Below are 20479 nucleotides of genomic sequence, written 5' to 3'. Positions count from 1 at the left end.
TTCTCTACGGCCGGTGAGTCCTTCTCCCCGGCCGCTCGGCCTCCGCAACGTCCTAGCGCGACATCACCTCCCGGCACGTCCTCAGCAGCGCCTCGTCCTTCAGGATGTCCTCGCTCCCGTACCCGCCCTCGCGGGCCGTGTGCCGGCGCGCGGTGGTCAGTTCCCTTGCCACCAGGTCCCGTAACGGCAGGGCCGCCGGGCCCATGGCGGCCAGGCGCCGGGCGATCGGGCCACGGGTGTGCGGGTGCTCCGACCAGGCGGCCCGGAACACGGGGAGCACGGGGGCCGGATCCCCGTCGATGTGCCACAGGGCGCACGCGGCCGATGTACGCTCCCGCACCCGCAGCCCCGACCGGGCGATCCGGCGCAGCTCCGGCAGAGCGGGGCGCGCGGCGGTCCCGAGCCTGCCCAGGTGCCGCGCGGCCAGGCGGCGGTTCTCCGGTTCCCCCTGCCGCAACTCCCGCAGCAGGACCGGGAGTACGACTGCTGTGTCCTTTTCCGCCGACCACAGCGCGCCCGCCGCGGCGGCGGCGTGGCGGGTGTGCAGCAACTCCCGCAGGCGCGGTATCGCGTGTGCGGTGGCGCCGAGAGCCTCCAGCGTCCTGATCACGTCCGGGGCGAGCGCCGCCAGACCGTCCCCTCCTTCGGGCAGCAGCCGCAGTACCTCCGGGACCGCCTCCGTGTCGTGGATGGTCCTGAGCGCCGACAGCAGGGGGGCGGCGAGTTCGGCCGCGGCGGGGGAGGCCAGTGGTATCCGGCCGAGCCGCCGTCGCAACGCGGGGGCGAGCGGGGCCGCGGCGCGGCCCAGGTGGGCGAGTTCGAAGCCCAGGCCGGCGGGGGCCGCCGGGGCGGCCAGGAGCTGGGCCAGGACCGGGACCGCGCGTGGATCGCCGGTCCTGGCCAGGGCCTTGAGCGGACCGCCCAGCGTCGGGCAGGTGCGCTCCCAGCGGTGCGTCCACAGATCGGGCCGGTCTCTCACCAACGCGTACAGGTCGTTCGCGGCCGGTGCGGCCAGGGCGTACAGCTCCGACAGCACCGAAACAGCCGCGTCCCGTAACCGGTCCTGCTCCGACGCCAGTTGGGCCCCGGTCAGGGCGACGGGCCTGGTGTAGTCGGCGCGCCACGCGCGGAACAGGCCCGCCGACATCCACACGGCGTTGCACCGGTCCACCGGGTCGGGGCTGGTCAACTGCCCGGTGAGCAGGGCGATCCGGTCGCCGACCCGGTCGCCGAGCGCGGTGTGCAGCGTGCGCAGCAGACGCGAGCCCTGTTCGTCGGAGGGGCGCAGGCGCCGTATCCGCCCCACGAGGGTGTCCGACTCGGCCCGGTCCGAGGGGTGCGGGACGCGGGCGCGCTGTGCGGACCTGTCCCGCAGCAGCCGTACGGCCGTCGGCACCAGGTCGGCCGGGATCCGCCCGGGCGCGGTGAGCGCGAGCTGGCCGAGTGCCGCGAGCCGCGGCGCCGGGGCGTACGGCGGCGCGCTATGCGCGGTCAGGAGGTCCGCGGCGGCCTCGGCGTGCCCCGGGTGCCGACGGGCGAACAGGCCGAGGGCGTCGGTGAGGGCGAGCAGGACGCAGTCGTCGCGCTCGGCGTGGAACCTGCGGCGCAGCAGCGCCAGGAGCCGTCCGGGCTCGTCCAGGAACCGCACCAGAGCCCCCGCCGCGGCCCGGCGCACTCCCGGGTCGGGGTCGTCGGTGAGGGGCACGAACAGTTCGGCGTCCGCGCACACGGCCGAGCGCGCCCGCGGGTTCCCGCCCGCGCTGTCCGTGCCGATGCTGACCAGCAGTTCGACTATCCCGCCCCGGTCCGGCACCGCCTCGCGCGCCGCGAGCGAGAACAGGAAGGGCACGCAGGCCGGCGTCGCGTCGTACACCTTCCCCTGGTGGTGCAGCGCGCCGTACAGGCCGTCGAGCGCGGTCTCCCGCTCGACGGCGTCCGCGGAGGCCAGTGCCCGCAGCCATCCGGGCACGTCCTCCGCGCTGCCGTACGCGTGCCGTAGCGAGGCCCAGTCGACCTTGTCGATCCCCGTGAACACGTTGTCCTCCCCCGGGCGAGTGCCACCTCATCGCGAGTCTGCACCACGGCACTGACAACGATGCGGAATCGTCTGCTGACTGTGTGCGATCCGTCGGCTGTCACCAGCCACGGGCACACCACCTGGGAGAGAGACGGGCTAGAGGCGGGGGAGGCTTCAGTTCCGGTCGGGCAGGGCCCGCTCCAGGATGGCGCCGAGGTCCGTCGCGGCGGGCAGGGTGCCGAACGCGTGGCCCCAGTCACCGCCCAGCCGGCTCGCGCAGAAGGCGTCCGCGACCGGATGCGGGGCGTGCCGGACCAGCAGTGAGGCCTGGAGGGCGAGGGCCATCCGCTCGACCAGACGCCGCGCGCCCACCTGGTCGGTCTCGGCCAACTGCGCCTTCAGCCCGGCCACGGTCGCGTCCAGCCGGGCGTCGGCGCCGCGCGCGAGGGCGAGTTCGGCGAACAGGGCCTCGGCGGTCTCCGGTTCCCGGCCGAGGGCGCGCAGCACGTCGAGCGCGTTGACGTTGCCCGAGCCCTCCCAGATCGACAGCAGGGGGGCCTCCCGGTAGTGCCGGGGCATGCCCGAGTCCTCGACGTACCCGTTGCCGCCCAGGCACTCCAGCGCCTCGGCGGTGAACGCCGGGCCCCGCTTGGTCACCCAGTACTTGCCGACCGCGGTGGCGATCCGCCGGAACGCCCGCTCCCCGGCGTCCCCGCGTACCGCCCGGTCGGCCGCGCCCGCCAGCCGCAGGGTCAGCGTCGTCGCCGCCTCCGACTCCAGCGCCAGGTCGGCCAGGACGTTGCGCATGAGCGGCTGGTCGAGGAGCCGGGCGCCGAACGCGCTGCGGTGGCGTGCGTGGTGCCCGGCCTCGACGAGCGTCTTGCGCATCAGCGTGGCCGAGGACATCACACAGTCCAGTCGGGTGCAGTTGACCATCTCGATGATGGTCTTCACGCCCCGCCCCTCGGGCCCCACCAGCCACGCCACGGTCCGGTCGAACTCCGGCTCGGAGGAGGCGTTGGACCGGTTGCCGAGCTTGTCCTTCAGCCGCTGGATGCGGAAGGTGTTGCGGCTGCCGTCCGGCAGCACGCGCGGCACCAGGAAGCAGGACAGGCCGCCCGGAGCCTGCGCGAGCACCAGGAAGACGTCGGACATCGGCGCGGACGTGAACCACTTGTGCCCGCGCAGCGTGTACACGCCCGGCTCGCCGGTGGGCGCGGCCTCGGTGGTGTTGGTGCGCACGTCCGAGCCGCCCTGCTTCTCGGTCATGCCCATCCCGGCGATCAGGCCCGGCTTCTCGGCCGGAACGCGCAGCCCCGGTTCGTACACGCGGCTGGTGAGCAGCGGTTCGTACACCTTGGCGAGATCCGGCTGGGCGCGCAGCGCGGGGACGGCGGCGTACGTCATGGACGTCGGGCAGCCGTGCCCGGCCTCGGTGTGCCCCCACACCAGCCCGCCCGCGGTACGGGCCACGTGCGCGCCGGGGCGCTCGTCCGCCCAGGGGGCGCCCGCCAGGCCCTCGGCGACCGCCGTGCGCATCAGGTGGTGCCAGCTGGGGTGGAAGTCGACCTCGTCGATCCGGTTGCCGTAGCGGTCGTGGGTGCGCAGCTCCGGTTCGTGCCGGTTGGCCTGCTCGCCCCACTCCTGCGCCTCCTCGCCGCCGGCCCGCAGACCAAGTCGGCGGATGTCCTCCTCGGCCCAGCCGGCGCCCTCCCGGCGCAGGCCCTCCAGCAGCGCCGGGTCGTCGGAGGCGTCGTACGGCGCCAGGGGCGGGGCCTGATTGGTGACGTCGTGCGTGGCGTGCTGCGGCTGAAGCTGCGACTGCGCGGGTATCGAGACCATACGGCTATGTTGCACTCATCCTGCGGTCGTAGCAATGATGCAACATGAAGGCGCACGTACAGTACGTGCCCATGCGCATGAACGTGTCTGCCGAGCCCGGGGAGGCCGGCCTGCGACCGCTGTCCGCGCGGTCCGTCGTGCTGAGCCTGCTCCTCGGCGCGCATCCGCCGGAGCTGCCGGTGAAGGACCTGGTCCGGCTGGTGGAGCCCTTCGGCGTCGGCGGCTCCACGCTGCGGGCCGCCCTGAGCCGGATGGTGGCTGCCGGGGACCTCAGGCGCACGGACGCCGTCTACGGGCTCAGCGACCGGCTGCTGGCCCGGCAGCGCCGCCAGGACGACGCGGTGCATCCGCGCACGCGCGCGTGGGACGGTGACTGGGAGATGCTGGTGATCACTGCGACGGGCCGCGGCCCCGCAGAACGCGCCGAGCTGCGCGCCCGGTTGGCCGCCCTGCGGCTGGCCGAACTCCGCGAGGGCGTCTGGCTGCGCCCGGCCAACCTCGGCCGGCCGCTGCCGGACGAACTCCGCCGCGTGGCACAGACGTACACGGCCCGCCCGGACGAGCCCTCGCAGGACCTGGTCGCCCGCCTGTGGCCGCTCGACGACTGGGCGGCCACCGCCCGTACCCTGCTCGCGCGAACAGCCGGTGCCCGCCACCCGGCCGACCGCCTCACCGCCTTCGCCGCGGCCGTACGCCACCTGCTCGCCGACCCCGTTCTGCCGCCGGAACTCCTGCCCGCCGACTGGCCGGGAGAGGCGCTGCGCACCGCGTACGCCGCGTACCAGCGGGAGTTGGCGTCCTCGGCGGGAGGGCGCGAGCACCTGGGCTGACGTCCCCGGCCGGACGGGCCGGTGGTCTCAGGCGGAGCGGTGGTCCTAGACGGACCGGTGGTACTGGTCCGGCACCCGGATCTCGCCGCCCAGGTCCCGTGCCGCATGCCGGGCCCAGGACGGGTTGCGCAGCAACTCCCGGCCCAGGAGCACGGCGTCGGCCTCGCCGTTGGCCACGATCTTCTGGGCGTGGCCGGCCTCGGTGATCAGGCCCACCGCGGCCACCGGCAGCGAGGTCTCGGCCTTCACGCGGGCGGCGAACGGGACCTGATACCCGGGACCGGTCGGGATGCGGACGTCGGAGACGTTGCCACCCGTGGACACGTCGAGCAGGTCGACTCCGTGGGCCCGCAGGTCGTGGGCGAAGCGGACCGTGTCGTCCGGGGTCCAGCCGCCCTCCTCCAGCCAGTCGGTCGCCGAGATACGGAAGAACAGCGGCTTGTCGTCGGGCCACACCGCCCGGACCGCGTCGACGACTTCGAGGGCGAACCGGGTGCGGTTCTCGTACGAGCCGCCGTAGGCGTCGGTGCGGTGGTTGGAGTGCGGGGAGAGGAACTCGTTGATCAGATAGCCGTGGGCGCCGTGGATCTCGGCGATCTCGAACCCTGCGGCGAGTGCCCGGCGCGCGGCCTCGGCGAACTGACTGACGATCTGCCGGATCTGATCGACCGTCAACTCGGTGGGCACGGGGTGGAGTTCGTCGAACGCTGCCGGGCTCGGTGCGAGCGGCTGCCAGCCGTGCGCCTCCGGCCCGACCGGCGCGCCGCCCTTCCATGGCCGCTCGGTCGAAGCCTTCCGGCCGCCGTGCGCGAGCTGGATCCCGGGCACCGTGCCGTGCGCCGCGAGGAAGTGGGTGATCCGGCGGAACGCCTCCGTCTGGGTGTCGTTCCACAACCCGAGGTCGTACGGCGAGATCCGGCCCTCCGGGGAGACCGCCGTGGCCTCCACGATGATCAGCCCGGTGCCGCCCGTGGCGCGCGCGGCGTAGTGCGTGAAGTGCCAGTCGTGCGGGACACCGGCCTGCGGGCCGACCGGCTCGGCCGAGTACTGGCACATCGGAGGCATCCACACCCGGTTCGGGATGGTCACCTCGCGCAGGGTGATGGGCTCGAAGAGAGCGCTCACGGCGGACTCCATTCGTCACGGGGCCGTAGGTCTGCTCGTACGATAGACCTCGTAGTACGAGAGATGTCAAACTACGACGGTTCTCGTACAATGCGGGGAGGTGATGAAGAATGCTGGGCGGACGAGGAAAGGGGAGTCGCCGTGACCGACGTGACAGGCGCCGCCGCGCCCGGCCGCACGCTTCCGCATCCGGAGCGGGCGGAGATCCGGCTGGAGGCCGTGCTGCACGCCCTCTCCGACCCGATGCGGCTGTCCATCGTGCGTGAACTCGCCGTCGACGGCGGTGAGTTGTCCTGCTCGGACTTCGTGCTGCCGGTGACGAAGTCCACCACCACGCACCACTTCCGGGTGCTGCGCGAGAGCGGGGTCATCCGGCAGGTCTACCGCGGCACCGCCAAGATGAACGGCCTGCGCCGGGACGATCTGGACGGCCTCTTCCCGGGCCTTCTCGCCAGCCTCCTCACCGCCGCCGACCGCCAGTCCGCCCGCCTCGGCGACGACGGGCAGCCCAGTGCGTGACGCGGTCCGGCCGGTCCGCTAGGCGGACCGCGCCGCCCCGAGAAGCGTGTCCCAGTCCGCGAGTTTGACCACGCCCCGCCCCAGCCGCGCGCCCAGCTCCGCCTCGGCCCGTTCGATCGCCTGCCAGCCCGTCCACGGAACCGGCTCGACGCCCGCCGCCCGCAGGGCCGCGACCGGGTCCTCCGGTACCTGCCGGGAGGCGAGCGCGGGTGCGTCCGCGAGCAGGGCGGTCGCCGTCTCCTTGCCGCAGGGCCGGTTGGTGCCGATGACGCCCGTCGGGCCGCGCTTGATCCACCCGGCGACGTACTCGCCCGGGGAGACGACGCCCTCGCGGACGACCCTTCCCTCCAGATGCGGCACGGTGCCGGTGGCCGGGTCGAACGGCAGCCCCTCCAGGGGCACTCCGCGATAGCCCACAGAGCGCAGTACCAACTGCGCCGGTACGTCCTCGTACCGGCCCGTGCCCGTGACGCCGCCCTGCTCGTCCGGAGCGGTCCGTTCGAACCGTACGGCGCCCACCCGGCCGTTGTCCTCGAGCACTTCCACGGGGCGCAGGAAGAACCGCAGATGGATGCGGCGGGGCGAGGCGGCGGCCGGCCGGTCCGCCCAGTCGCGCACGACGTCCACGTTGCGGCGCCGCACGGCGGGCAGCGCGGCGAGATCCGTGGTGTCCAGCGCCAACTCGGCCGGATCCACGGAGACTTCGGTGTCCGGCAGGCTGCCCAGCTCACGCAGCTCCTTGGTCGTGAAGCGGGCCTGCGAGGGGCCGCGCCGGCCCACCATGTGCACGTCGGTGACCCCGCTGGCCGCGAGCGTGTCCAGCGCGCCCTGCGGCATGTCCGTCGGGCGCAGCTCCGCGGCGCCCCGGGCCAGCATGCGCGTGACGTCCACCGCCACGTTGCCCACCCCTATGACCACCGCCGAGCGCACCCCGTTCAGGAAGCCGGTGTCCCGCGCGTCCGGATGCGCGCTGTACCAGGACACGAACTCCGTCGCCGACCAGCTGCCCGGCAGGTCCTCGCCGGGAATCCCGAGCCGGCGGTCGGTGGCGGCGCCCACGCAGTACACCACCGCGTGGTACATGCTCCGCAGCCGCTCCACGGGCAGTCCGCCGGGGCCGCCCACCAGGACGCCGCCCAGGAATCGCACCCGCTCGTGTTCCAGTACCGTGCGCAGGTTGCCCTGCAGGGACTTGATCTTCTCGTGGTCGGGGGCGACGCCGTACCGCACCAGGCCGTACGGGCACGGCAGCCGGTCCAGGACGTCGACGCGCACGTCCGGGTCCTGCTGGACGAGGCTCTGGGCGGTGTAGCACCCGCTCGGCCCGGAACCGACGACGGCGACACGCAGCACGGCGGTACTCCCTGCCCGGAGGAGGTGGTGTGCGGACGGCTCCAGCATGGCACCGCCGGGGCCGCAGCGGCAGAGGCCGGTGGGGTGATCGGGACGCGTGTCCCGTTCGTATGGAATGTGATCATGCGGTTACGTTGTGTGTGTGCTAGAGGCATCCTCTCTCAATCTTTCCGATCGGCATGCCGAGGACGGCGCGGTGTCCGTCTGGCCCGCGTGGGAGGTGCAGGAGCACGGCGGCGCGACGTCCTGGCTGTATGTCCGGCTGGCCTTCCCCGACGACGCCTGGGTCGACGCCCTGGCCGTGGTCAGCGAGGGGTGCGTGTCCATCGAGGACATCAAGGCGCAGCCCGCCCTGTCCCTCGCCGACCTGACCGCACTCGCCGACTGGATCGAGGAGCCGCTGTTCGAGGCGTGCGCTGCGGCGCAGAAGCCGTACGACGACGAGGGGTGCCCGCCCGCGCGGGGTGGTGAGGAGGGTGCCGTCCGCGTGGGACCACGGCGCGCCCGTCCTGCCTGGCCGCGGGGCATCGAGGGATGCCGGCTGGTCGCGGAGGAGTACCGCGCCGCGCAGGAGGGGGGTGGCGACCCGGTCCTCGCGGTGATGTGCGCGACCGGGCACAGCCGGCGCCGGTCCCTCGGGATGATCGCCCAGGCGCGCGACGCGGGCTTCCTGACGCCTCGTCATGCACGCTGCTGAGTAACGGGACTTCGACGACTCGGGGACGTGTCCCGGGTTCCGCCGACGATCAGGGAGCGCTCGGGCGGTCCTCCACCGGGCCCTCGGTCGCGAAGAACCGCGACAGGTCCTGTTCCGGCGCCCCGCTGCCCGGACCGCTCCCCGGTGGCATGCCCAGATCCCAGTCGAGCCGGTACCGCTTGAACAGTTCGGCGCGCAGTACCGGAACGGTCATCGGCGCCCCCGGTATCAGCGCCGAGTACACAGCTCCCATCAACAGCGCCCGCAGCATGGGGTAGTCGGCCGCGATGTCCTGGGAGCCGTACCGGGCGACGGTGTCGCTCAGCAGCTCGCCCAGCCGGCGCTGCTCCGGGCACTGCACGAAGCCCTCCGCCTGGAGCAGCCCGGCCATGTGCTGGCGCATCAGCACGGGACGGTCGTGGGCCAGGCCCAGGACGGCGTCGATGGCCCGCGCCATCCGCTCCCGGCCGTCCTCGGTGCGCGGCTCCCGCTCCAGCGCCTCCTCCAGCGTGCGGTGCATCAGCCGGTGCACGGCGGACTGCACCAAGTGGCGCTTGCCGGGGAAGTAGTACGACACCAGCCCCCGCGCCGAGCCCGCCCGGTCGGCGATGTCGCCCAGGGTCGTGGCCTCGAACCCCCGCTCGCCGACGAGTTCGACGGCGGCCTGCAACAGCCGCTCCCGGGAACGCCGCCGCAGCTCTTCATTGACCGAGGCGCTTCGCGGGGACATCCTGTAACTCCTGCGTTGACTGGCTGCCAGCCAACTATACTCAGCGCGGGGGCCGCTGCCCGTGGGCGCGCGGCCTGCTCATAGCTGCCGTCCGTCTGGGGCGACACGGGGGATCGTCTCAGGCGGACGGCCATGTGAAAGGCGCACATCCGCCCACTGCCGTCAGTCGACGAGGTCCAGCACCGGCAACAGCCCGTCCGGGCGCTGGGTGACCGGCAGATGGTCCACGAAGTGCACCCCGCAGCCGAGTGCGGCGGCCCCGCCGTCCGCCACCCTGTTGTCCCCGACCATCAGCACCTGCCGAGGGTCGGCGCCCAGCGCCTCGCACGCGACCGAGAACAGCCGCGGATCCGGCTTCTGCACACCGTGTTCGTACGACAGCACGTAGGCGTCCACGTACGTGTCGAGGCCGTGCTCGCGGAACACCGGGCGCAGGTCCCAGCCGATGTTGCTGACCACACCGACGCCGATCCCGCGCTCGCACAGCGTGCGCAGCACTTTTTCCGCGTCCGGGTACGGGCTCCAGGCGGCGGGGGACATGTGCCGGTCGTACAGCGTGTCGTGCAGGCTCGGGTCGGGCAGCGGTACCAGGCGGGACAGACCCGTGTAGGCGGCCCGGTGCCGCTCCATGCTCTGGTCCCGCACCGCCCACAGCCCGGCCAGCTCCGCCGGCACCTCGACCGGTTCCGCTCCGCCGGCCAGCGCGCCCGCCACCTCCAAAGCCCTGGCCTTCTCGGTCAGTTCGGGCTCGGGCAGGGTGTACCCGGTCTCGTCCAGCGCGCCACGCAGCCAGGACTCGGCCGACTCGATGCGGAACAGCGTTCCGGAGAAGTCGAACAGCACTCCACGCATCTCTGACATGCCGGGGACTCTACCGGGCCCCGCTGGCAGGCAGGTTCGCCGGCAGTGGCGGGCACGCGGGCGGGCCAACCCCTGGCGGCCATGGGCTCAGCAGCCCAGCGCCCGGAGCCCGGGGACGAACGCCACCAGGACCGGGAGGGCCGGCACCAGCGCGGCCACGGCCGTGAGCCGCAGCCGGTGCAGCGCCGGGAGCCGGTCGGGCGGTGTCAGCAACCGGTGCACGCGCTGCGGCACATGCGCCTGCGGGGTCGGGGACGGCCCGAACACCCCCCGCTCCTCGTTGAGTTCGAGCAGCGCCAGCGCCGTCGTCAGCCGGCCGAAGCGCCGCGAGGCCATGTCGTCGGCGGCCAGTTCGACCAGCCGGTGCATCTCGGCCCGGAACGCCGCGAACACCGGCACCTGCGGGAAGCCGTCCGCCAGCGCGTCCGAGCAGTGCAGCAGCCAGTCGTGCCGGGCCTGCGCGTGTCCCTGCTCGTGCGCGAGCAGCGCGTCCAGTTGACGCCCCTTCAGACGGCGCAGCGCGGCCGTGGTGATGACGAGCTGGGGCGCGGCACCGGGCAGCCACCAGGCGTCGGGCCGCTCGCCCTCCAGCACCACCAGCCGGCCGCTCACCTGGTCCTCGCCCGGCAACAGCGGGGCGCGCACAAGGAGTTCGGCTCGTCGCACCCGCCGTCGCCCCCGCGCCCGTACGACCTCGCGCACCAGCATCGCCAGGCTCCACAGCCCGCCGCAGGCGAGCGTCACCGCGGTCGCCGCCGCCCAAGGGCCCGCCGCGCCGAGGGCGTACGCGTCCACCACCGCGTGCGGAGCCGGGGCGAACACATGCCCGCGCACGGCCTGCCAGGCCGCCGCCGCGCTGAGCGTCATCGACAGCGCGCAGCACAGCAGAACGGCCGCCACCACGCATTGCCACGCCCACAGGGCGACGACCGGCTCTCGGTCCGGCCAGTCGGCCCGGGCGAGCCAACGCGGGGCGAGGACGGCGGTCAGGGCGCCGAGCAGCAACAGGGCCACGGGGACCATCATGGGCAGCACCCTATGAGGGCGATGCCATGAACGGGTACGGTCCATGGCGGTGAAGTGACGGAGACAACGCTCCCGCGTCCTGTCACTCGGCGCGGTCACATCGTCAGCAGCATCGCCACCATGCCGATTCCCATCGACAACCGGCACGCCCGCGCCAGTTCTGGCCGGTCCCCCCACCCTACGGCTCCCGCGCCGCCGGCTGTGGCGGCGGCGGGCACCAGGCGGGCGCCGGACCGCAGCACGTAGCCGGTGAAGTACAGCAGGAGCGCCCCGGTCAGCAGCGGCACCCCGGAACCGTCGTGCGCGTGGTGCGCGGATGCAGCGGAAGCGGGGGAGGCGGCCATGGTGAGCGACATGTAGACCATCGCCGACGCGCCCATCAGGTGGTGGAGATGGTGCCGGTCGCCGCGCACGACCCACAGAGCGTGCAGCGCCGCCATGCCGAACACGGCTGTGTACAGCGGCCAGGCCCAGCCCGGCGGGGTGAACGCCGTGGCGGGCACCGCCATCACGGCCATGCCGAAGCCCATGAGCGCCTCGCCGCCTGCCGACCGGCGCTGCTCCTCGACCCCGCTGCGCATCCGCACCAGGCAGTAGGCCCCGGTCGCCGCGCACAGCGCGACCAGCAGCCAGGCCGCCGACGTCGGTCCGTGCACGCGTACCTCCCCGGCTCGACGGTCGGTCGAGGGAAGCGATGCCCACGGCACGCGGCGCGCACGCGAGCGCAAGGATGTACACGGGGAGCACTCGACGGAGCGCGCCCGGTGAGGGCGGAGGCGGGCCTGAGCGGCAGCCCGGCTCAGCCCTCCTCGCCGGCCTTGTACACCCCGAACGCCGCTCCCTGCGCATCGCGCAGCACCGCGATACGCCGACCGCCCGGCATGGACGCGGGAGGAACGACGACGGAGCCGCCCGCCCCCACCGCGACCTCGGCCGCCGCGTCCACGTCGTCCACCGCGAAGTAGGGCATCCAGTGCGCCGGCACATCCTGCGGGAAGCGGTCGCCCATGTCGGCCATCCCGCCGAAGTCCTCGCCGTCGATGCCCCACTGCGTGTACCACTGCGAGGCGTTGACGCTCCAGCCGAAGACCGTGGTGTAGAAGTCCCGGGCCCGGTCGGTCTGCCGCGTCGCCAGCTCCACCCAGCCCAGCGTGCCCGGCGCGTTGAACAGCCCGGCGCCCGGGAAGGCGCGCGCCTGCCACAACTGGAAGGCCGCGCCCGTCGGGTCGAGGGCCACCGTGAAGCGGCCCACGTCGAAGACGTCCATCGGGCCGAGGATCACCGTGCCGCCGGCCTCCTCCACTTTCCGGGCCGCCGCGTCGGCGTCCGGCACCGCGAAGGACACGTTCCACGCCACCGGCTGGGACTCCTGGTACAGCGGGGTCAGTGCGGCGACGGCCGCGTCCCCGAGGTGCGCCATGGTGTAACCGCCCGCCTCCGGCCGTGGGTCCGTCTCCGGGCGCCAGCCGAACAGTTCGGCGTAGAACCGCTTGGCCCCCTCCAGATCAGTGGTCCCCAGCTCGGTCCAGCAGGGGCCGCCGGTCACCGGCTTGTCGAACTTCATGTCAGCTCCTTCCGAACCCGGCCGCCGCGCGCCCCAGGGGGGCGTCCCAGGGGGCGTCCCAGGGGTGATCTGATCTCCTTCACACGCTAGCCGCCGCCACTCACCGCGGCCATCGGGGAAGCAAACCAGCGGTCGGCACGGGCTGTTAACGCGAGTTCGAATCCTCCCGTCCCGACCGATCAGCGTCTCCATAGGAACGCGGCGACGCCGGTCACTGTGCTGGACAGGAACGCTACGAACCGCACGGGGATCCGATTGGAAGTGACGCGGAAGCCGCCGATGCGAAGTTCGAAGTAGGGCCTGATACGCGTCGTCTGTGGCATCTGTGTACCTCCCCGCCTGAGGGGCTGGTGATGCGGAGCCTGCGTATATCGATTCTGCGCCCTGATAGTCCACTACCCACTGTGCGACACAGCCCCGCCGCGGAGGAGAGTTCCTGCAACGGGGCTGCTCGACGTTCTAGGCCCGCAGACACACCCAGCGCTGGAGGACTGGGCCCCTGGGCGGGGCTTCTTCATTTCCACAGGTCATCAGAGACCTGGGCGGTAGCGGATGGGGTGATCTTGAGGTACCTCGACGACAACGATTTTGAGTCCGTCCGGGTCCTCGATCCACATCTCGATCAGGCCCCACGGCTCCCCCACCGGCGGCCGTACGATCGGCACGCCGTTGCCGCGCAGTTCGTCGTGGGCGGCGGCTACGTCCTCGACCTGCATCCACAGCCGTACGGCGGGCGAGGGCGGGGCCCCGGCGCGTCCCCGCCCCGAGACCTCCAGGAAGCCGCCGCCGAGGAAGTACACGGTCCCGCGCTCGGGACCTGTGCCGAACTCACGGTAGACGGACAGGCCCAGCTGCTCGCCGTAGAAGGCACGGGACCGTTCGGGGTCGGTGGGGGTGAGGAGGGTCCGGCTGCTGAGTACGTGCACCATGGCGGCGGAGCCTAGCGGCAGGGATACCCTCGACCCTGGCTCAGCCACGCCCGAGAATCGGAGACCGCCCCATGGAGACCGCCGCCGGACTCAGCTTCCGTGACGCCACCGACGCCGATGTCGACGCCCTGGTGGCCCTGGTCGAGTCGGCGTACCGAGGGGACGCCAGCCGGGCCGGGTGGACCACGGAGGCGGACATCCTGGAGGGGCAGCGTACCGACCCCGAGGGCGTGCTGGAGGTGATCAAGTCGCCGGACGGCAGGCTGCTGACCGTCGAGCGCGACGGCCGGATCGTCGCCTGCTGCCAGCTCGAACACCGCGGCGACCACGCCTACTTCGGCATGTTCGCGGTCAGCCCCACCCTTCAGGGCGCCGGGCTCGGCAAGACCGTGATCGCGGAGGCGGAGCGGCACGCCCGCGAGGCCTGGGGCGCCACCGAGATGCACATGACGGTGATCTCGGTCCGCGACGACCTGATCGCCTGGTACGAGCGCCGCGGCTACCGCCGTACGGGACGGATGACGCCGTTCCCGTACGGCGACGAGCGCTTCGGCATTCCGCGCCGCGCCGACCTGCGGTTCGAGCTGCTGGTCAAGCCGCTGGTGTGACGTTCATACGGGACACCGGGTGCCGGGTCACGCGGTGAAGCGGGCCGTGCGCTTGATCTCCGGGTAGTCGGTCGTCGCGCCGTCCAGCTGGAGGGCGCGGACCAGCCGCAGGTGGTCCTGCGTGTTGACCACCCAGCCGATGACCCGCAGGTCCGCCCGGCGAGCGTGCTCCACGATCTCCAGGGTCAGCCGGCGGATGTTGAGCACGAGGGTCGCGGCGCCCACCGCCCGCGCGCGCTCCACGACGTCCGTGCCGTAGCGGCTGGCGACCAGAGCGGTGCGCACTCCCGGCACCAGCTGGGCGATCTCGGCGATCGCCGCGTCGTGGAACGACAGCACCTCGACGCGTGAGACGAGGTCCCGCCGCCGCATGACCTCGGCCAGCGCCCGGGCTGCCGCCACGTCCTTGATCTCGGCCTGCAGCGGCGTCTTCACGGCGTCCAGCACCTCTTCGAACACCGGCACGCGCTCCCCGCGGCCCGCGTCCAGGGCGCGCAGCTCGGCCAGGGTCTTCTCGGCGATCGGGCCGGTGCCGTCGGTCGTGCGGTCCACCTCCGTGTCGTGCATGACGACCAGGGCGCCGTCCTTGCTCAGGTGCAGATCGAGTTCGATGACATCGAGGCCGGCCTGCTGCGCGGCGACGAAGGAACGGAGGGTGTTCTCGGGCTCGACACCCATGACCCCGCGGTGACCGATGGTAAGGAAGTTCAAGGTTCGACTCGCTTCCGTCGACGGCGGCTCGGCGACGCGCGGACCGGACGGACGTCGCCGTCCACGCGGCAAGCTCGCAGCCTAACCGCCGGGTCCGGCGATGAACCCGCACGTGCGCGGGCGATCGCGGCGCGCCGTCGGCGAAACCTGGCCTGAACCCGCTCTCGCATGTCACCCGCGCGTGGGCGCGTCCTCCGCGGGTTGACCGGCTCGAGTCTGGCTGGATCCGATCGGTGCCCGCTTCTGGGCACACAGGCCCGCCTCGCGCTCACTGAAAGCCCGCCTCGGCGGCGAAAGTGACCGCCGTCACGGTTTGGCGCAGGAAAAACAGCGGTGACCTAGGTTGCGGACAGAATAATTTCCCGGTCCCCCTCTTGCTGGCTGAAAGGAGCTATGCATACGGTGTCCTTACGCGAGGTTCTCCCGTGGAGGATGGGACATGACGGAAATTCTTGTGCAGGCGGCTACGGAGGGTCAGATTCCTTCGTCGACCAGGGTGGTGGAGCACCCGGCCTGGCCGGTGCTCAAGGATGCGGTGGAACAGATCCGGCCATGGCAGTCCACGGACGGGTCGATCGACTTCGACGCCGAGGGCGCTCCGGCCAAGGCCGACGCCGAGGCCGCCGTACGCCGTGTCGCGGACGCGGTCGAGCAGCTCTCCCCGCTGCTCCCGCACGACGTCGCCTACCACGAGGCTCTGGTGAAGGACCTGGGCCGCTGGGCCGAGGGCGGCTTCCCGGTGCCGGACTTCCTCGACTCGCTGCTGGCCTTCCAGCCCGCCGCGAACCGCGAGGACGGCCTGCAGCACCTGGTCGTCTTCCCGATGTACACGCAGAACGGCAACCTCGACCGCAATCTTGAGGCGGTCGTGCTGCGCATGGTCTGGCCGGAGTGGCTGGCCGAGCTGGAGCGCACCCGTTACGACAACCCGCTGTTCTGCGGCATCACCTTCGAGGACTTCACGGCCGGGTACGACACCAACTCCGCCGTCCTGTTCCCGGAGACCATCGCCGTGCGCGAGGCGCCGGAACGATTCTCCTGGGGTGGCATCTTCTGCGACCGCGAGGCCGCCCGCTTCCGCCGGGTGACCGACGCCGCCGTCGACATCCTGGGCCTTGAGCTGCCCGAGGACATCGCCGCGATGGTCCACGACCAGAAGCGCTGCGAAGAGGCCTTCGTTCTGTGGGACATGGTCCACGACCGCACCCACAGCCACGGCGACCTGCCGTTCGACCCGTTCATGATCAAGCAGCGCCAGCCGTTCTGGATGTACGGCCTGGAGGAGCTGCGCTGCGACCTCACCGCCTTCAAGGAGGCCGTGAAGCTTCAGGCGGACGGCGTCCCGCAGGCCCGTGACGTGCAGTACGCGGTGCTCTTCGACCGCATGTTCCGCTTCCCGCTCACCGGCGACCGCAACCGCAACTACGACGGCGTCGGCGGCCAGCTGCTCTTCGCCTACCTGCACAAGCACGATGTCATCCGCTGGACCGACAACAAGCTCTCCATCGACTGGGAGCGTGCCCCGCAGGTCACCAACCAGCTGTGCGCCGAGATCGAGAAGCTGTACCGGGACGGCATCGACCGCCCCAAGCTCGTGCACTGGTTCGCGGGCTACGAGCTCGTCTCCACCTACCTCGCTCCGCACCCCGGCTCCAAATGGGCCAAGGGCCCCGACGCCCTGGACCTGACCCAGCCGCCGCGCAAGCTCGTGGACGACGTGCTTCCGGACGAGTTTCCGCTGAGCATGTTCTTTGAGGCCCTGTCCAAGAAGCTGAAGAATGTGATCGCCTCCACCAAGGGCATCACGGCTGACAGCGCCGAGCGGCTCGCCGCGTGAGCGACCGCGTCCACAACACGGCTTCGAAGGGGAAAATCATGGGGAACGGGGCCACGGGCAACAATGGGCCTCTCAGCGGCGCGGTGATCGCGGTCGCCGGCGCGGGCGGACCCGCGGGGCGTGCTGCGCTCATCCGGCTCGCCGAGGCCGGTGCGACGGTCGTCGGCTCGGACAACAACCCCGAGCGTCTGGCGGAGGCCGTGGACGCGGCCCGCTACGCGCGCGGCGGTGCCACGGTCACGGGTGAGACGGTCGACCTGCTCGACCTCGGCTCGACCCGCGCCTGGGCCGAGCGTGTCGAGAAGGAGTACGGGCACGTCGACGGCGTGGTCCACCTCGTCGGCGGCTGGCGCGGCGGCGCGACCTTCGCCGAGACCGACCTCGCCGACTGGGACCTGCTGGAGAAGCTGCTCATCCGCACCGTCCAGCACACCTCCCTGGCGTTCTACGACGCCCTGGAGCGCAGCGACCGCGGTCGCTACCTGCTGATCAGCGCGGCCGGCGCCTCGAAGCCCACCGCGGGCAACGCGGCGTACTCCGCCGCCAAGGCCGCGGCCGAGGCCTGGACGCTCGCGATGGCGGACGGCTTCCGCAAGGCCGGGATCGCCGAGGGCGCTGAAGGCCCCCGCGCGGCGGCTGCCATCCTGGTGGTGAAGGCGCTGGTGCACGACGCGATGCGCGCCGAACGCCCCAACGCGAAGTTCGCGGGCTTCACGGACGTCAAGGACCTGGCCGAGGCCATCGAGGGCGTCTGGAGCAAGTCCGCCGCCGAAGTGAACGGAAACCGTCTGTGGCTGACCGAGAAGCCGTGAACCCTCCCAAGACCGACGCGCGTCGCCACCACGACCCGCAGGTCCGCGGTTTCGCCAGTGACAACTACGCCGGGGCACATCCGGAGGTGATGGCCGCCCTGGCCCTGGCCAACGGCGGCCATCAGGTGGCGTACGGCGAGGACGACTACACCGAGAACCTCCAGCGGATCATCCGCAGCCACTTCGGGGCCACCGCGGAGGCCTTCCCGGTCTTCAACGGCACCGGCGCGAACGTCGTCGCGCTCCAGGCGGTCACCGACCGCTGGGGCGCGGTGATCTGCGCCGAGAGCGCGCACATCAACGTCGACGAGGGCGGCGCTCCCGAGCGCATGGGCGGTCTGAAGCTGCTCACCGTGCCCACGCCCGACGGCAAGCTCACGCCCGAGCTGATCGACCGGCAGGCCTGGGGCTGGGAGGACGAGCACCGCGCCATGCCGCAGGTCGTCTCGATCACCCAGAGCACGGAGCTGGGCACGCTCTACACGCCGGACGAGATCCGGGCGATCGTCGAGCACGCCCACGCGCACGGCATGAAGGTGCACCTGGACGGCTCGCGGATATCCAACGCCGCCGCCTCCCTGAACGTGCCCATGCGGACGTTCACCAACGCGGTCGGCGTCGACATCCTCTCCCTGGGCGGGACGAAGAACGGCGCCCTGTTCGGTGAGGCGGTCGTCGTCCTCAACCCGGACGCCGTGGGGCGGATGAAGCATCTGCGGAAGCTGTCGATGCAGCTCGCCTCCAAGATGCGCTTCGTGTCGGTGCAGTTGGAGGCCCTGCTCGCCAGGGACCTGTGGCTGCGCAACGCCCGGCACGCCAACGAGATGGCCCAGCGGCTGGCCGAGGGTGTGCGGGCCGTGCACGGGGTGGAGATCCTCTACCCCGTGCAGGCCAACGGCGTCTTCGCCAAGCTCCCACACGACGTGAGCGAGCGGCTGCAGGAGCGGTTCCGGTTCTACTTCTGGGACGAGGCCGCCGGCGTGGTGCGCTGGATGTGCTCCTTCGACACCACGGAGGAGGACGTGGACGCGTTCGTGGCGGCGGTCAAGGAAGAGATGGCGCGCTGACCCCGGCTGATGCATAGATATGCGGTCACCTGAAAAGTCATTGACTGTCGGGTGATCGCATTCCTATGCTCTGCGGACATGGAGCCGATCCAGAAAACCGCAGACCTTTCGGCATACTTGGCTGCCGACGAGGTCATCGACCACCAGCATCCCGTCGTCCGGGAGACGGCCGCCCGCTTGGCCAAGGATGCCGCCGACTCGTATGGGTATGCGCGCGCCGCCTATGAATTCGTGCGCGACACCATCCCGCACTCCCAGGACTCCGGTGACCTCCGTGTCACCTGGCGGGCTTCGGACGTACTGAGCCTGGGCACCGGCATCTGCTACGCCAAGGCCCACGCCCTGGCCGCCCTGCTGCGAGCCGAGGACATCCCGACCGCCCTGTGCTACCAGCGCCTCACGAACGACGGCGACGGCGGCGGCCATGCCGTCCACGGACTGGTCGCCGTGCGCTTCAACGGAGCCTGGCACCGGCAGGACCCGCGCGGCAACAAGCCCGGCATCGACGCCCAGTTCTCCCTGGACGGCGAGCGGCTGGCGTGGATCCCCGACCCGGCGTCCGGTGAGCTGGACTACCCGGACCTGTACGCCGAGCCGCACCCGGCCGTCCTCGGCGCGCTCAAGGCGGCCCCGGACCGACCGCACCTGTCGAGGACGCTCCCCGACTCCCTCTGACGCTCAACTCGGGGCACCCCGCCTGGCCGTCGCTCCGTCGCACTCGCTAATCTTCCCGGCCATGAGCAACGGGGGAGCAGCGGAAGACGGGACCGCCCGGCAGGACGCCCGCGCGGAGGAAGCCGGTCAGAGCCGAGGAGGAGTCGAGCGCGGTGGCCGGCTCGCCTGGCTTCGGCGGCACCGGCTGCTCGCCTCGGCCGTGGGGCTGGCCCTGGTCGCCGGTGCCGTCGCGGTGCCGCTCACGCTCACCGGCGACGACTCCTGCAAGGAACTCCCCGCCACCACACGGGCGTTGGCACCGAACCCGGCGGCGGCCACCCGCGCCCTCGACCCCGGCGACGACATGTCCCGCCTCGACACGGCGCGCGCACTCCTGCCGACCGGCGAGCTGTGCGGCGACGGCGGCCGGGTGCTCGGTCAGGTGGTGGACGCCGCCACCCGGGCGACAGCCCCGGGCAGGCCGCACACCCTGGCGCAGGCGCGCGCGGTCTACCTCGTCGCCGTGGTGTACGACGAGGGCCATGTGCCGTCCGGCGCGGCGCCGGGCCTGGCCCGCATGTTCGCCGGGTACGTCGTCGACACCAATCGCTTCGTCGTGCCCGAGGACAATGCGAACACCCCGGCGGTCCCCGGCTCGTTGGCCGCCCCGGACTCGTCGGGGGAGTCCAGCTTCGGCCGATTCCTTGCCCCCGGCGACGCGCACCCGGACTTCGGCTTCACCTACTCCCGCACGTTGCAGCTCGAAACGGGGCTGCTCTTCCAGCACCTGGCCGAGGACCCCGAGGCGTTCGCGACCCTCTACGACGCGGAGCGGGCCTACTTCGCCTACTACCTGGAGCGGCTGACCCGTCAGGGCGGCGACCCGGACTTCCACGCCGACAAGAGGTGGAAAGAGGACAAGGCCACCATGGGGCCGGACGAAGACCTCGACGACATCGTCCGCCACATCGGCGCGCTCATGGGCGTCAGGGCGAACGGCGCCCGCGACGGCGGCATTTCCGACCTCGGCTCCTTCGACGCGACCGTTCGCAGCCACACCCGGGGCGCCTACCGGGCGGCGCCCCGGCAGCTGACCAGCCGCCCGCCCATGAGTGGCATCGCCGCCCGGCCGGTGAGCGGAGCGCTGCGCGGGGATCCGATGGACGGGCGCCGGCAGCTCTTCACCGTGCTGGACGCCTGGGCCGAGGCCCGCGGCGTTCCGGCCGAGCGGGTGGCGGCCCTGCGCCAGTGGCTCGACGACGCGTACGTGAAGGGCCTCCGGTACGGAGTGTTCTGA

Annotated in this window: 20 protein-coding genes; 9 read left to right on the top strand and 11 right to left on the bottom strand. The window is 72.2% G+C overall.

What is annotated here, in order from left to right; all coding sequences use genetic code 11:
• Positions 1 to 52: 52 nt before the first annotated feature.
• Both ACWD35_RS24975 and ACWD35_RS24970 read right to left on the bottom strand, forming a co-directional pair.
• A complete protein-coding gene (locus tag ACWD35_RS24975; RefSeq protein WP_451353508.1) occupies positions 53 to 2035 on the bottom strand; it encodes a HEAT repeat domain-containing protein in 1983 nt (660 codons plus the stop codon).
• A 156-nt stretch (positions 2036 to 2191) separates the two neighbouring features.
• On the bottom strand, positions 2192 to 3859 hold the full coding sequence (locus ACWD35_RS24970; protein WP_451353507.1) for a DNA alkylation response protein: 1668 nt from the start codon (positions 3857 to 3859) through the stop codon (positions 2192 to 2194).
• Positions 3860 to 3930: 71 nt separating this feature from the next.
• Between ACWD35_RS24970 and ACWD35_RS24965 the strand changes: the two genes are divergently transcribed.
• The gene (locus ACWD35_RS24965; RefSeq protein ID WP_451353561.1) at positions 3931 to 4689 is read left to right on the top strand and encodes a PaaX family transcriptional regulator C-terminal domain-containing protein; all 759 of its coding nucleotides are present in this window, start codon (positions 3931 to 3933) and stop codon (positions 4687 to 4689) included.
• 45 nt (positions 4690 to 4734) lie between these two features.
• Here the strand turns inward: ACWD35_RS24965 and ACWD35_RS24960 are convergent, their stop codons facing one another.
• Positions 4735 to 5814, bottom strand: a complete 1080-nt coding sequence (locus tag ACWD35_RS24960; protein ID WP_451353506.1) for an NADH:flavin oxidoreductase/NADH oxidase — start codon at positions 5812 to 5814, stop codon at positions 4735 to 4737.
• 150 nt (positions 5815 to 5964) lie between these two features.
• Between ACWD35_RS24960 and ACWD35_RS24955 the strand changes: the two genes are divergently transcribed.
• On the top strand, positions 5965 to 6333 hold the full coding sequence (locus ACWD35_RS24955; protein WP_451353560.1) for an ArsR/SmtB family transcription factor: 369 nt from the start codon (positions 5965 to 5967) through the stop codon (positions 6331 to 6333).
• Between the two features lie 18 nt (positions 6334 to 6351).
• Here the strand turns inward: ACWD35_RS24955 and ACWD35_RS24950 are convergent, their stop codons facing one another.
• Positions 6352 to 7686, bottom strand: a complete 1335-nt coding sequence (locus ACWD35_RS24950; protein WP_451353505.1) for an FAD-dependent oxidoreductase — start codon at positions 7684 to 7686, stop codon at positions 6352 to 6354.
• Positions 7687 to 7882: 196 nt separating this feature from the next.
• Between ACWD35_RS24950 and ACWD35_RS24945 the strand changes: the two genes are divergently transcribed.
• The gene (locus ACWD35_RS24945; protein WP_451353504.1) at positions 7883 to 8383 is read left to right on the top strand and encodes a DUF6214 family protein; all 501 of its coding nucleotides are present in this window, start codon (positions 7883 to 7885) and stop codon (positions 8381 to 8383) included.
• A gap of 49 nt (positions 8384 to 8432) precedes the next feature.
• Here ACWD35_RS24945 and ACWD35_RS24940 read toward each other — a convergent pair whose 3' ends face one another.
• From ACWD35_RS24940 to ACWD35_RS24915, 6 genes are all read right to left on the bottom strand, one after another.
• Entirely contained in the window at positions 8433 to 9113 is a 681-nt protein-coding gene (locus ACWD35_RS24940) for a TetR/AcrR family transcriptional regulator (RefSeq protein ID WP_451353503.1), read from the bottom strand.
• A gap of 162 nt (positions 9114 to 9275) precedes the next feature.
• Positions 9276 to 9965 carry an HAD family hydrolase gene (locus ACWD35_RS24935; RefSeq protein ID WP_451353559.1) on the bottom strand — a complete coding sequence of 230 codons (690 nt, stop codon included), beginning with the start codon at positions 9963 to 9965 and terminating at the stop codon, positions 9276 to 9278.
• A gap of 96 nt (positions 9966 to 10061) precedes the next feature.
• Positions 10062 to 11000 (bottom strand): M56 family metallopeptidase, encoded by a 939-nt coding sequence (locus tag ACWD35_RS24930; RefSeq protein ID WP_451353502.1) that lies wholly within the window; start codon positions 10998 to 11000, stop codon positions 10062 to 10064.
• 95 nt (positions 11001 to 11095) lie between these two features.
• Positions 11096 to 11656 (bottom strand): DUF5134 domain-containing protein, encoded by a 561-nt coding sequence (locus ACWD35_RS24925; RefSeq protein ID WP_451353501.1) that lies wholly within the window; start codon positions 11654 to 11656, stop codon positions 11096 to 11098.
• Between the two features lie 143 nt (positions 11657 to 11799).
• Positions 11800 to 12564 carry a VOC family protein gene (locus ACWD35_RS24920; RefSeq protein ID WP_451353500.1) on the bottom strand — a complete coding sequence of 255 codons (765 nt, stop codon included), beginning with the start codon at positions 12562 to 12564 and terminating at the stop codon, positions 11800 to 11802.
• A gap of 530 nt (positions 12565 to 13094) precedes the next feature.
• Complete coding sequence (locus ACWD35_RS24915; RefSeq protein WP_451353499.1) at positions 13095 to 13493, bottom strand: VOC family protein; 399 nt, start codon at positions 13491 to 13493, stop codon at positions 13095 to 13097.
• 71 nt (positions 13494 to 13564) lie between these two features.
• Here ACWD35_RS24915 and ACWD35_RS24910 point away from each other — a divergent pair, with 71 nt between their 5' ends.
• A complete protein-coding gene (locus tag ACWD35_RS24910; protein ID WP_451353498.1) occupies positions 13565 to 14101 on the top strand; it encodes a GNAT family N-acetyltransferase in 537 nt (178 codons plus the stop codon).
• A 27-nt stretch (positions 14102 to 14128) separates the two neighbouring features.
• Here the strand turns inward: ACWD35_RS24910 and ACWD35_RS24905 are convergent, their stop codons facing one another.
• Complete coding sequence (locus ACWD35_RS24905) at positions 14129 to 14812, bottom strand: glycerophosphodiester phosphodiesterase (RefSeq protein WP_451353497.1); 684 nt, start codon at positions 14810 to 14812, stop codon at positions 14129 to 14131.
• Positions 14813 to 15251: 439 nt separating this feature from the next.
• On the opposite strand from ACWD35_RS24905, the gene ACWD35_RS24900 reads away from it, so the two are divergent.
• The 5 genes from ACWD35_RS24900 (at position 15252) to ACWD35_RS24880 (ending at position 20479) form a co-directional block, all read left to right on the top strand.
• Positions 15252 to 16649: a DUF6421 family protein gene (locus tag ACWD35_RS24900; RefSeq protein ID WP_451353496.1), complete on the top strand. Its 1398-nt coding sequence runs from the start codon at positions 15252 to 15254 to the stop codon at positions 16647 to 16649.
• 38 nt (positions 16650 to 16687) lie between these two features.
• Positions 16688 to 17461 (top strand): SDR family NAD(P)-dependent oxidoreductase, encoded by a 774-nt coding sequence (locus ACWD35_RS24895; protein ID WP_451353495.1) that lies wholly within the window; start codon positions 16688 to 16690, stop codon positions 17459 to 17461.
• Positions 17458 to 18528 carry a threonine aldolase family protein gene (locus tag ACWD35_RS24890; RefSeq protein WP_451353494.1) on the top strand — a complete coding sequence of 357 codons (1071 nt, stop codon included), beginning with the start codon at positions 17458 to 17460 and terminating at the stop codon, positions 18526 to 18528. The genes ACWD35_RS24895 and ACWD35_RS24890 overlap by 4 nt, the downstream gene beginning before the upstream one ends.
• 78 nt (positions 18529 to 18606) lie before the next feature.
• Positions 18607 to 19203 (top strand): transglutaminase domain-containing protein, encoded by a 597-nt coding sequence (locus ACWD35_RS24885; protein ID WP_451353493.1) that lies wholly within the window; start codon positions 18607 to 18609, stop codon positions 19201 to 19203.
• Between the two features lie 61 nt (positions 19204 to 19264).
• A complete protein-coding gene (locus ACWD35_RS24880; protein WP_451353492.1) occupies positions 19265 to 20479 on the top strand; it encodes a hypothetical protein in 1215 nt (404 codons plus the stop codon).

The sequence above is a fragment of the Streptomyces sp. NPDC002671 genome, from assembly GCF_053592475.1.
The sequence above is the reverse complement of the archived record's forward strand: the minus strand, read 5'-3'. Positions and strand labels throughout refer to the sequence as shown.

What these genes read in the sequence shown, in the direction of transcription:
- ACWD35_RS24970 (WP_451353507.1), bottom strand. Translation starts at nt 3,859, where the DNA reads ATGGTCTCGATACCCGCGCAGTCGCAGCTTCAGCCGCAGCACGCCACG.
- ACWD35_RS24965 (WP_451353561.1), top strand. Translation starts at nt 3,931, where the DNA reads ATGCGCATGAACGTGTCTGCCGAGCCCGGGGAGGCCGGCCTGCGACCG.
- ACWD35_RS24940 (WP_451353503.1), bottom strand. Translation starts at nt 9,113, where the DNA reads ATGTCCCCGCGAAGCGCCTCGGTCAATGAAGAGCTGCGGCGGCGTTCC.
- ACWD35_RS24935 (WP_451353559.1), bottom strand. Translation starts at nt 9,965, where the DNA reads ATGCGTGGAGTGCTGTTCGACTTCTCCGGAACGCTGTTCCGCATCGAG.
- ACWD35_RS24930 (WP_451353502.1), bottom strand. Translation starts at nt 11,000, where the DNA reads ATGATGGTCCCCGTGGCCCTGTTGCTGCTCGGCGCCCTGACCGCCGTC.
- ACWD35_RS24920 (WP_451353500.1), bottom strand. Translation starts at nt 12,564, where the DNA reads ATGAAGTTCGACAAGCCGGTGACCGGCGGCCCCTGCTGGACCGAGCTG.
- ACWD35_RS24915 (WP_451353499.1), bottom strand. Translation starts at nt 13,493, where the DNA reads ATGGTGCACGTACTCAGCAGCCGGACCCTCCTCACCCCCACCGACCCC.
- ACWD35_RS24910 (WP_451353498.1), top strand. Translation starts at nt 13,565, where the DNA reads ATGGAGACCGCCGCCGGACTCAGCTTCCGTGACGCCACCGACGCCGAT.
- ACWD35_RS24900 (WP_451353496.1), top strand. Translation starts at nt 15,252, where the DNA reads ATGACGGAAATTCTTGTGCAGGCGGCTACGGAGGGTCAGATTCCTTCG.
- ACWD35_RS24895 (WP_451353495.1), top strand. Translation starts at nt 16,688, where the DNA reads ATGGGGAACGGGGCCACGGGCAACAATGGGCCTCTCAGCGGCGCGGTG.
- ACWD35_RS24885 (WP_451353493.1), top strand. Translation starts at nt 18,607, where the DNA reads ATGGAGCCGATCCAGAAAACCGCAGACCTTTCGGCATACTTGGCTGCC.
- ACWD35_RS24880 (WP_451353492.1), top strand. Translation starts at nt 19,265, where the DNA reads ATGAGCAACGGGGGAGCAGCGGAAGACGGGACCGCCCGGCAGGACGCC.